At 50.2% G+C, this 11,019-nt stretch carries 7 protein-coding genes; 4 read left to right on the top strand and 3 right to left on the bottom strand.

Features of this window, described 5'->3' with window-relative positions; all coding sequences use genetic code 11:
* Positions 1-57 precede the first annotated feature (57 nt).
* Both EPD17_RS00900 and EPD17_RS00895 read left to right on the top strand, forming a co-directional pair.
* The gene (locus EPD17_RS00900; RefSeq protein ID WP_132050981.1) at positions 58-3,207 is read left to right on the top strand and encodes a SusC/RagA family TonB-linked outer membrane protein; all 3,150 of its coding nucleotides are present in this window, start codon (positions 58-60) and stop codon (positions 3,205-3,207) included.
* A gap of 79 nt (positions 3,208-3,286) precedes the next feature.
* Positions 3,287-4,714: a RagB/SusD family nutrient uptake outer membrane protein gene (locus EPD17_RS00895; protein ID WP_132050979.1), complete on the top strand. Its 1,428-nt coding sequence runs from the start codon at positions 3,287-3,289 to the stop codon at positions 4,712-4,714.
* A gap of 96 nt (positions 4,715-4,810) precedes the next feature.
* Here EPD17_RS00895 and bcp read toward each other — a convergent pair whose 3' ends face one another.
* Both bcp and EPD17_RS00885 read right to left on the bottom strand, forming a co-directional pair.
* Positions 4,811-5,266, bottom strand: coding sequence for a thioredoxin-dependent thiol peroxidase (gene bcp, locus EPD17_RS00890; RefSeq protein ID WP_132050978.1), 456 nt, complete (start codon positions 5,264-5,266; stop codon positions 4,811-4,813).
* Between the two features lie 101 nt (positions 5,267-5,367).
* Positions 5,368-7,077 carry a M23 family metallopeptidase gene (locus tag EPD17_RS00885; RefSeq protein ID WP_132050976.1) on the bottom strand — a complete coding sequence of 570 codons (1,710 nt, stop codon included), beginning with the start codon at positions 7,075-7,077 and terminating at the stop codon, positions 5,368-5,370.
* Positions 7,078-7,315: 238 nt separating this feature from the next.
* Between EPD17_RS00885 and EPD17_RS00880 the strand changes: the two genes are divergently transcribed.
* Positions 7,316-7,564 (top strand): hypothetical protein, encoded by a 249-nt coding sequence (locus EPD17_RS00880; RefSeq protein WP_114235660.1) that lies wholly within the window; start codon positions 7,316-7,318, stop codon positions 7,562-7,564.
* Between the two features lie 24 nt (positions 7,565-7,588).
* On the opposite strand, the gene EPD17_RS00875 is transcribed toward EPD17_RS00880, so the two are convergent.
* Positions 7,589-7,840, bottom strand: coding sequence for a hypothetical protein (locus tag EPD17_RS00875; protein ID WP_132050974.1), 252 nt, complete (start codon positions 7,838-7,840; stop codon positions 7,589-7,591).
* Positions 7,841-8,142: 302 nt separating this feature from the next.
* Between EPD17_RS00875 and carB the strand changes: the two genes are divergently transcribed.
* Positions 8,143-10,968 (top strand): carbamoyl-phosphate synthase large subunit, encoded by a 2,826-nt coding sequence (gene carB / locus EPD17_RS00870; RefSeq protein ID WP_132050972.1) that lies wholly within the window; start codon positions 8,143-8,145, stop codon positions 10,966-10,968.
* Positions 10,969-11,019 lie beyond the last annotated feature (51 nt).

Below are 11,019 nucleotides of genomic sequence, written 5' to 3'. Positions count from 1 at the left end.
CCGCATTTTTAGCATTACATCAGGACGAACCATCCAGGCAAAAAACAACACAATCACATGAGAAAACTGCTCTGCTTGGTGCTGGGTATGCTGTTCGTTTGTGTACAGCTATTCGCACAGAACCGTACCATCTCCGGTACGATCACAGATGACAAGGGTAACCCCATCCCTAATGCATCTATCCTAGTAAAAGGCTCCAACACCGGTACTACCACCAATGCGGATGGTAAGTTCACCATTTCTGTTGGACCAAACACCCGCACTTTGTTGGTTACCTCAGTAGGCCTGGCCGAACAGGAAGTAAACATCGGTAACAGAACCACGGTGAACGTTACCCTGAATGCTGCCGAACAAAGCCTGCAGGAAGTAGTGGTGAACACTGGTTACACCCGTGAACGCCGCAGCAACTTTGCTGGTGCTGCCAACGTGCTCAGCGGCCGTGTGGTAGACGCGGTACCCGTAGGTGCGTTTGACCAGGCACTCCAAGGACGTGCTCCCGGCCTTTTGGTGAACTCCGGTTCGGGCCAGCCAGGTTCCAGCGCAAACGTAATCATTCGCGGCGTACAGTCGATTTCTGGTGCTGGTGCACAACCACTGTATGTAATTGATGGTATCCCGATGCCTTCATTTGACATGCAAAGCATCAACCCTAACGATTTTGAATCAATTACTGTTTTAAAAGACGCCAGCGCTGCTGCCATTTATGGTGCTCGTGGCGGTACTGGTGTAATTGTAATTACTACTAAAAAAGGCCGCGCAGGTGCTACCAACGTTACCTACCGTGCCCAATATGGTGTTACCACACCGCCCAACTTCGATCGCCTTAACCTGATGAACACAGCAGAGATCCTGAGCTATGAAGAACGCATGGGTCTTCAAGGTGCTGCTACCAGCACTCCAGGTTGGGTTTATTCGCTGAACAACCCTGCAAATGCTACTTTGCCCGCTACATCTCCAGCAGGCAATCCTTTTGCTGCTAGCCAAGCACGTTACAATTTTATTTTAGACAGTCTCCGCGGAATCAACAGCAACTGGCGCGACATCCTTTTCCGTCAAGGCGTTTCGAAAACTCATGAAGTAAACATGAGTGGTGGCAACGACAAGACACGCTTTTTTGTATCGGGCAGCTATTTTGACCAAGAAGGCATTGACCGTGGTTCTTCGCTTACCCGTTATACAACTCGTTTAAACTTGGAGCATACTACTGGAAAGCTTACAGTAGCGCTCAACTCATTGCTTGGATATAGCCGTACCCGTTTGTCGGAAGGCGAGTGGCTGGGCAACAGTGCACGTAACCCATTCCAGATGGTATATCGTGCCAAGCCTTACGAGAACCCATTCAATGCAGACGGTTCACCTAATTGGGGTGCAAGCAGCAACGTGGCCCTGAAGCAAGTAGGTAATTTGTTGGAGGGTATCCAAAACTCGCAGTGGCGCCAAAATCAGGTGAAAACCAATACTGGTTTGACACTGAGCTATCAGTTGTTGCCATTCCTTACCCTGCGCAACACTGCAGGTTTGGATTACGCAAACGAAAACCACAGCCGTTATGTAAACGCCAACTCCTACATCGGTACGTTGCAAACGTTCAACATGGGCCGTGGCATTGAAGCAAACCGTCAGGCTGTTCAGCTGATCAATACATCTGCAGCCCTATTCTCTCAGAAATTTGGATTGCACGATATAGAAGCCGGTGCTTATTTTGAAGTAGTACGTGGATATCAAAAAGGTTTTGGTTTTGATGCCTATAACCTCGACCCGCGTCTGACCGGTACGGTCAATAACGCAGGTACGTTGCCCACCAATGGTGCAGCCACCTATCCCCAATATGCTTCTTCTGCTAAATCCGGATTCGGCATCCGTTCTTATTTTGCTAATACCCGTTACTCATATAACGAACGGTATACTGCTACTGCAAGTATTCGCCGCGACGGAACTTCTCGTATCGCAAACGCAGCAAACCGCGAGATCACAACATGGTCTGCCGGTTTGATCTGGAACGCAATCAAAGAAGATTTCCTGAAAGATCAGAATATCCTGACCGACTTGCGTGTACGTGGTTCGTACGGAATGGTACCTAACATTGGTTCGATCGGTACTTCATCCTATAGCATTGGCGGTGGCGGCATTACTTCGGTAACTAACTACCAAGGTCCTCAGGTTCCTTCGTACAGTTCATCGGCATATGCAGGTTCGTCCATCACTGGCCAGAACCCTTCTTCACCAGGCAACCCTGATTTGCAGATTGAGTTTATCCGCAAGGCTAACGCAGGTGTCGACTTTGCACTGTGGAAAAATAGAGCTCGTTTCACGGTTGATGCATATAAAAATACCACCGTTGATCTGTTTGTTAGCCAAGTGCTGCCCGCTAACGCCGGCATCAGCACAACCGGTCCGACCAGCCAGAATATTAACGCTGGTCGTATGAGCAACAAAGGTTTGGAAGCTATAGTTGCTGTAGACGTAGTAAGAAACCGCGACCTGCAGATAACCTTGGGTGCAAACCACTCCATCAACGTTAATAAGATCGAAGATCTCGGTGGTGTTTCAGAATACGTTGCAGGTACATTCCTGATTCGTGCTGGCCTGCCTTACGGTACACACTACGATGAGCGATATCTTGGTGCCGACCCAGCAACCGGACGTCCTCGTTATGAAGCACCCGATGGTAGTGTAACAAACGACCTTTCTAAGGCTGCCCGTTTTGCAACATATGGCACTTATCTGCCCAAACATGTTGGTGGTTTCAACGCTGACATTCGCTACAAGCGTTTCTCGGTAAGTGCACTGTTTTCTTACCAATTTGACGTAGTACGGAGCAATAACACCCGTAACTGGATTACCCGTGGCACTCCTGGTTACCACACTTCAGTGAACGCTTCACGTGAGTTGCTGACCAACCAGTGGCAAAAGCCTGGTGACAATGCCTGGTTCCAGTCGCCGCTGTATGATCGCGACTTTACGTCAGCTGATCTCGAAGACGCTAAATTCCTGCGTTTCCGTAACCTGCTAGTTGCTTACCAACTGCCACAAATCAGCATCAAGGGTATTACCATCATCAAATCGGCTCGTATTTATGCCCAAGGTCAAAACCTGGCAATCTGGAGCCCATGGAGAGGTATTGATCCTGAAGACAACAACAACATCAGTCTGAACGAATACCCTAACCCAACCATGTTCGTGGGTGGTATCGATATTAACTTCTAAATAAGACTGTCAAAGCATGATCCCATCCGTTTCCACGTTTAGGGAAAGGATGGGATACATCTGAAAAATTTACAAGACAATGAAAAGAATCAAAATAGCATTTTGTGCCCTCATGGCCCTTTCTGCAGCTTCATGCTCAAAGGTGATTGAGGTTAGAGAAACTGACTTTGTGGGTGGTGACATCGCCCTTAAAACTGTAGCTAATAATGAGCAGGCAGTAATTGGTGCATATGCCGGTATGAGCACTGATATGAGCATCCTGTTCAATGCCGTAATGACCGACGAAGTAAAGAAAGGTGAGTTTTACAACGCTGCTACAGTTCACGAATGGCAGTTCGGCATCAACGACGTGTCAATTCGTGATAACTTCACCGCCATTTATCCACAGTATACCCTTATTGACCGGGTTAACCGCGTGTTGGCAGTAATTGACAATGCAGACTCAATGAAAGCAGGCGACAATGCGCTGCGCAACCGGGTAAAAGGTGAAGCGCTCTTTATCCGTGCCTATTCACATTTCGAATTGTTTCGCTACTACAGCCCCAACTATGACCCTGCAGCAATAGCGATGCCTTATATGGAAACTGTAACCTTAAAAGGCCAGGCCCGTATTACACAAGGACCATATTTTGAGAAAATTAAAGCCGATATGGCTGCGGCAAAGGCTTTATTGCCGAACAACCTAAATGATGTATATCGTGCAAACGTTGCTACGGTTGCCGGATTACAAGCACGTGTTGCATTGTACACTCGGGATTGGGCTAATGCCATTACCTATGCAACGGAGTTTATCAATGCAGTGCCACTGGCCACCCGTGCTCAGTTTCCGGCCATCTGGACAGACGCAGCAAACACTGAATCGGCATTCAAACTGCGTCGCACCAATGCCATTGGGTCAAAACTGGGTTCATTGTTCCGTGGCACTTCCGCTAGCGCTTCCAACATTGGTCAAATTAGCTGGAACCCATCGAATGAGATGTGGGACAGCTTTGATCAAACAAACGATGTCCGCTTTCCGGCATACTTCAAAGTGGAAACACGCCTGCCAGCCAACCGTTCGGCATATAATAGGTTGATCAATAAATATGCAGGCACAGACTTCGGAACATCCGGCGAAAACGTTGCTGACGCTAAAGTTTTCCGCACAGCAGAAATGTTGTTGATCCGCGCTGAAGCTAAAGCAGAAACAGGTGATCTGGCTGGTGCTGCTGCCGATATCAACTTGTTGCGCGACAATCGTATCGCCAATAATACCGCAGTAACCTTTGCTTCAAAAGACGAAGCAATCAATAACATTCTTCAAGAGCGCTTCAAGGAACTTGCATACGAAGGCCACCGCCTGTTCGATCTCAAACGTCGCAATTTGCCAGTGACACGTTCATCCGAAGACGCACCTAACGCAAATGCAACAACTTTGCCTGCTGGTAACTTCCGTTTTGTTCTGCCAATTCCGCAAACAGAAATGAATGCGAACAAGGCAATGACTCAAAACGCTGGTTACAACTAGAATGAGGTACATGAGCTATAGAAAAAGCCGCCCACATTGTGAGGCGGCTTTTTTGTGTTCAATTGTTGCGGTGCTGAGGTGGATAAAATCGAAATGTTATTTCATAATCTCCGCTGCATGCTCCTTACTCTTCGGCCGCTTCAATATTTTCTCGATCACACCATCTGCATCAATCACAAACGTAGTGCGGTGCAGGCCGTCGTATTTATTGCCAAACATTTGCTTCGGCCCCCACACGCCATAGGCATCAATGATGTTGCGGTCGGGGTCGGAGAGCAGCGTAAACGGCAGTTGGTATTTGTTTTTAAACTTGCTGTGGCTTTCCACATCATCCGGCGACACGCCAATAATTTCGTAGCCCTGCGCTTTCAACGCCGAAAAATTATCGCGCAGGTTGCAGGCCTGCTGGGTGCAGGTTGGCGTATCATCAGCCGGGTAAAAGTAAAGCACCAACTTTTTGCCCCGGAAATCCTTCAGCGATACATCAATGCCATTCTGATCTTTTGCGGTAAACTGCGGTGCCGCATCGCCAGCCTTAAGTGTTGTAGCCATTGTCTTTTATTTTAAGTCAAAATTCAAAAGGTAAAAGTCAAAAAGGTTTTAGCAGATGTTCGCGTCTTGTCCCAATTGCATCGTTAATCAATCACATTTTGCTACCGCGAGATCCGCCACTCTTTCAGTGTTTCATTGCCGGCAATATCGGTAACGGCTACCCGAAGTGTGCTTTCGCCCATTGGAAATTTTTCATCAAAATTGTAGATCCAGGTGCGGCCCTTATCGTTGGTAAAACGCAACCACTGTCCGTTCACTTCGGCCCTGAACGATGCGATTTTATCCATATTGTCTTTGGGTGTAAACAAAATGCGCTTCAACTTACGGGCATCCACAACCGCACCTGGGCCCGGAGCCGGAAGGGTAGGAGGCAAGGTATCGGCCAGTAGTTGGAACGTGCCAAACTGCCGGAACTTGGCAACCGCCCAGCCGCCCAATACCCGCGGCTTTTCTACCACGGTACGGGTACCTGCAACGCTTTTGATTACCAGTTTGTTCAGCTGCGCCGCCGGTAGCTGCTGCGGCACCCGAATGCGCACCGTAACCGAATCGTGGGTGGGAATGCTGCTGCTCAAAAAAGTATACAGTGGCGAAAGGCCACCAGTGGCACCACCGTTCGATTGGGTAAAACTCACATTCACCGTATCGTACAGCGCAAATTCCGACGTGTACAGTTCAAATGAATCCCGCTCAAATACATTCACTTCGCCGGGTACCAATTGCTCCGGGGCAGTGCCGTACTGCTTTTGCAACAGCGGATCGTAGCGCACCGAAAACTGCACCACCGTAGCGTTGCCCGCGGCGTCGAGCACTTCAATGCGCACCGGGTGTGTACCGGTGTCCTGCAGGTACAGCACGCCATCGCCTGGTGTGCGGTGGTATACATTGGTAGTATCGCCGGGCATGCGGCTCAGGTGCTGCAGCCATGGCCCGCCCACTGCCTTGTAACGGTAATCCGTGTGGGCATTCATGTACCGCGTTTCATTGTAATCAATGCTGTCCAGCACAAACTCCGATTGCAGCACATCGTCCATCCAAATGCGGCCGCAATACACGCCATTGGGGTTGGTGTAGCCGGTAAATCGGTCGATGGCCGTAAGGGCAAACGAAATGCGGTTGGATGCGCTGCGCAACACGCCGCCTGTAGCAAGGCTAAAAAACGCACCGGTTTTTTTCAGCGAAAGAGCTTGCGGCGTTTGGTGGTATACGCTGCGGTTGCGATCGTACAGGGCCAGCCTGCTGATGGTGGGTGGCACCGCATCGGGCAGCGGAAAACCAAATAAGAGCGGGTTGAGGCATTTATCGGTGCGGGTGTCCCTGATCTCGAAATGCACATGCGGCCCTTGAGAGCCACCGGTGTTGCCACTGTAAGCAATAAACTGCCCTTTGGTAACCGGGAAAAGCTGGGGCGGCACCTGCAGCTCCACAGCCCACGACTGACGTTTATATTGTTCTGCCTTCACCCATTGCTCAATAGCCGGCGCAAAGTCGTTGAGGTGTGCATACAGCGTGGTGAGCCCGTTGGGATGATTGATGTAAAGGGCACGGCCAAAGCCGCCGGGCTCTATTTTTATTTTGGCCACATAACCTTCGGCCGATGCAAACACCTGCAGGTTTTCGCGTTGCTGGGTGCGGATGTCGAGCCCCATGTGCCAGTGGTTGGAACGCAGCTCGCCAAAGTTGGCCACCAGTTCCATGGGTATATTCAGCGGGTGCCGAAAGTAATTTTGCGGGTACTTATTTTGGGCAAAAACAGGGCAGGAAAGCAGTAGGCAAAAAAGGGCAATGGCGGCACGGCTGCAATTCATCATCAGGGATCACATTTTTTAAGTGTATAAAGGGCAGCAATCTTTATTCCACAGGTTAGGGCGGCCCACCGGTAAATGCGGCAATTGGGCCCAACAAGGGCCAGCAAAAGTATATTTTTTACGCCCAACCATTTCCGGCCACCCGTTTGCCTAATCCGGTATGATATTTTATAACGTAATGATGCAAGCCCCTAAAGGCTGACTTAACCATATTTTATAAACCTTTTTAAACCGCATTACTATGGCACGTCTTGGATTAGGCCCCCTGCTGCTGGCCGGCGCCGCTGCTTTTGGATATTATAAGTACTCCAAAATGACCGCAGCCGAGAAAGATCAGCTGAAGCAAAAGGCAATGAAAGTGTATGAAGACAATGTTCCGCAAAATGTTCGCGACATGATCAATGGCAAGCAAGGTGGCCAACACCACCAAACTGCCGGCGCTACTGGCGGCAACTACAACGGCGGAACCGATGGTTTTTCGCAGATGTAAGGAAATGGGCCGAAAGGCCCTTTTTTATTGCGCCTGCCCCAAGTGTATCCAGGCAAACACCGCGGCAACTAACGCTGCCATGAACAGTGAAGGATAATAAGCTGCCAACTTCCGCTCCCTGAAATGGGAAAGGGTCATGAACAACAGCATCAATCCCATGAACGCCAAAGTGATGCCAACAGGTATCACAAAGCCTGCGATGCTCTTAGCAATGACCAGGGCCCAAAAAATACCAGCGGTAATTTGTAAGCAGCGGAAAAATGGTCGGCTTCCCATAGCACAATATTAAGCAACCGGAGTGTTTGAATATTCGGGAAAAACAGGCGCCAAAAAAGTTGCCCCCGGCGCCATTTCCATAAAGTTTGGCGAATGCTTTAATTTCTATGCTGCTGGTTTTTCTTTTCCCTTACTTTTGCACCCCGGGCATAAACCCGGTTTTTTTATGCCCAATAAGGAACGTTCGCAAGTTCCGGTGCTAAGTGGTTTAAGTTTTATTGAACCCCATACACAACAACTTGCTGAACCCGTGAACTGGTGAACTTTCGAACTTTAGAACCCGTTAAATTTCTTCAACGCTGATGCCTAAAGACAACTCCATAAAGACAGTGCTCATCATCGGTTCCGGTCCCATTGTAATTGGGCAGGCCGCAGAATTCGATTACTCCGGTACGCAGGCTGCCCGCAGCCTGCGCGAGGAAGGAATCAAAGTGATCCTGATCAACTCGAACCCCGCCACCATTATGACTGACCCCATGATGGCCGACCGGGTGTACCTGTTGCCCCTGACCGTGGAAAGTATTGAACAGATCCTGGAAGAAAACCAGATCGATGCCGTGCTGCCCACTATGGGAGGCCAAACCGCCCTCAACCTGGCCAAAGAAGCCGAAGACCTGGGCATTTGGGAAAAATATGGCGTACGCCTGATTGGTGTGGACATCAAAGCCATCGATAAAGCCGAAGACCGCGAAAAGTTTCGGCAGTGGATGATTCAACTGGGTGTGCAGGTGGCCCGTGCAAAAACAGCCAACTCCTTCCTCGAAGGCAAAGAGTTTGCACAGGAAATCGGTTTTCCACTGGTAATCCGCCCTTCGTTTACCCTGGGCGGTACCGGCGGTGGTTTTGTACACGATAAAGACGACCTGGACGAGGCGCTGACCCGCGGCCTGCAGGCATCGCCCATACACGAGGTGCTGGTGGAACAAGCCGTGCTGGGCTGGAAAGAATACGAGCTGGAGCTGCTGCGCGACGCCGCCGACAACGTGGTGATTATTTGTACCGTGGAAAACTTCGACCCCATGGGCGTGCACACTGGCGACTCCATCACCGTGGCGCCGGCCATGACGCTGAGCGATACCGCGTTTCAATTAATGCGCAACACCGCCATCATGATGATGCGCGACCTGGGCAATTTTGCCGGCGGCTGTAACGTGCAGTTTGCCCTCAACCCCGATACCGAAGAGATCATTGCTATCGAGATCAACCCCCGCGTAAGCCGCTCTTCGGCGCTGGCTTCCAAAGCCACGGGTTACCCCATTGCCAAGATCGCTTCCAAACTGGCCATTGGCTACACGCTGGACGAGCTGACCAACCCGATTGTTCAAACCACTTCGGCTTATTTCGAGCCCGCGCTGGACTATGTGATTGTAAAAATTCCACGCTGGAATTTTGATAAATTCAAAGGTGCCAACGATACGCTGGGCCTGCAAATGAAAAGCGTAGGTGAAGTGATGGGCATCGGCCGCTCGTTTACCGAAGCCATCCAGAAAGCCTGCCAGAGCCTGGAGAACAACGCCGTTGGTTTGGGCTATTATGGCAAAAGCCAGATGCACGCCGAGGAACTCATCGAATACATCAAAACACCGAAATGGGACCGCATCTTCCGCATTAAGGATGCGCTGATGCTGGGTGTGAGTGTAAAAACCATTTCTAAAGTAACGAACGGCATCGACCGCTGGTTCCTGTACGAGATCCAAAAGATCGTGAACATTGAAAAGGAACTGGCCAAATATTACGTGGAAGACATTCCGCTGGATCTGCTGAAAGAAGCCAAGGTCAACGGTTTTTCCGACGACCAGATTGCCCGCATCAGCCGCGGTGGCAACGAAGAAGAAGTGTACGAAAAGCGCAAGGCTGCAGGCATTACCCGGGTGTTTAAAATGGTAGATACCTGCTCTGCGGAATTTGCCGCCAAAACCCCATATTTCTACAGCACGTTTGAAGAAGGGGGTGCCAACGAAAGCAAGGTGACGGATAAAAAGAAGATCATTGTGCTGGGCTCGGGTCCCAACCGCATTGGGCAGGGCATCGAGTTCGACTACTGCTGTGTGCACGGCCTGCTGGCAGTGCGGGAATGCGGTTACGAATCCATCATGGTGAACTGCAACCCCGAAACCGTTTCCACCGATTTCGACATTGCCGATAAACTCTACTTCGAGCCCGTATTCTGGGAGCACCTGTGGGAAATCATCGAGCACGAAAAACCCGAAGGTGTGATTGTGCAGTTGGGTGGGCAAACGGCACTGAAAATGGCTGAAAAGCTGACCGAGAAAGGCATCAAGATCATTGGTACTTCGTTCGACAGCATGGACCTGGCCGAAGACCGCGGCCGTTTTTCCGATAAATTAAAAGAACTGGAAATTCCGTACCCCGAGTACGGCACTGCATACGATGTGGATGAAGCCGTGGCCGTGGCCAACAAAGTGGGCTACCCCGTGCTGGTGCGCCCCAGCTATGTATTGGGCGGTCAGCGGATGCGGATTGTGATCAACGACGACGAGGTGGAAAAAGCGGTAATCTCGTTGCTGAAACATATTCCCGGCAACAAAATCCTGATCGACCATTTCCTGGACCGCTGCCAGGAGGCCGAGATTGATGCCCTGTTCGACGGCGAGAATTTCCACGTAATGGGTGTGATGGAGCATATTGAGCCGGCTGGTATCCACAGCGGCGACTCCAACGCGGTGCTGCCGGCATTTAACCTGCCACCGCTTACCGTTACCACCATGGAGTACTATGCCGAAAAAATTGCGCGGGCCCTCAACATCAAAGGCCTGATCAACATCCAGTTTGCCATTAAAGACGGCAAAGTGTATGTAATTGAAGCCAACCCCCGCGCATCGCGTACCACGCCGTTTATTGCCAAGGCGTACGATATCCCGTACCTCAACATCGCCACCAAGATCATGTTGGGAGCGGCCAAGCTCACCGATTTTACTTTTGAGAAAAAGCTGAACGGGTTTGCCATCAAAGAACCGGTGTTCTCGTTCAACAAGTTTCCAGGCGTAAACAAAGAGCTGGGCCCTGAGATGAAATCGACCGGCGAGGCCATCCGCTTCATTAAAGACCTGAGGGATCCTTATTTCCGCCAGTTGTATAAAGACCGGAGCATGTACCTGTCGAAGTAGGAAGAACTAGGATAATTTGGATTGAATATGATTAATATGGAAAGCCTGCGG

It is taken from the genome of Pseudocnuella soli, assembly GCF_004347775.1.
Classification (GTDB): Bacteria; Bacteroidota; Bacteroidia; order Chitinophagales; family Chitinophagaceae; genus Flavisolibacter; species Flavisolibacter aquaticus.
Note: the sequence above shows the minus strand (reverse complement) of the source record. Positions and strands in the feature narration are given on the sequence as shown.

Bases quoted from the DNA above. Each gene is read 5' to 3' on its own strand.
- EPD17_RS00880 (WP_114235660.1), top strand. From the start codon at position 7,316: ATGGCACGTCTTGGATTAGGCCCCCTGCTGCTGGCCGGCGCCGCTGCT.
- EPD17_RS00875 (WP_132050974.1), bottom strand. From the start codon at position 7,840: ATGGGAAGCCGACCATTTTTCCGCTGCTTACAAATTACCGCTGGTATT.
- EPD17_RS00885 (WP_132050976.1), bottom strand. From the start codon at position 7,077: ATGATGAATTGCAGCCGTGCCGCCATTGCCCTTTTTTGCCTACTGCTT.
- EPD17_RS00895 (WP_132050979.1), top strand. From the start codon at position 3,287: ATGAAAAGAATCAAAATAGCATTTTGTGCCCTCATGGCCCTTTCTGCA.
- bcp (WP_132050978.1), bottom strand. From the start codon at position 5,266: ATGGCTACAACACTTAAGGCTGGCGATGCGGCACCGCAGTTTACCGCA.
- carB (WP_132050972.1), top strand. From the start codon at position 8,143: ATGCCTAAAGACAACTCCATAAAGACAGTGCTCATCATCGGTTCCGGT.
- EPD17_RS00900 (WP_132050981.1), top strand. From the start codon at position 58: ATGAGAAAACTGCTCTGCTTGGTGCTGGGTATGCTGTTCGTTTGTGTA.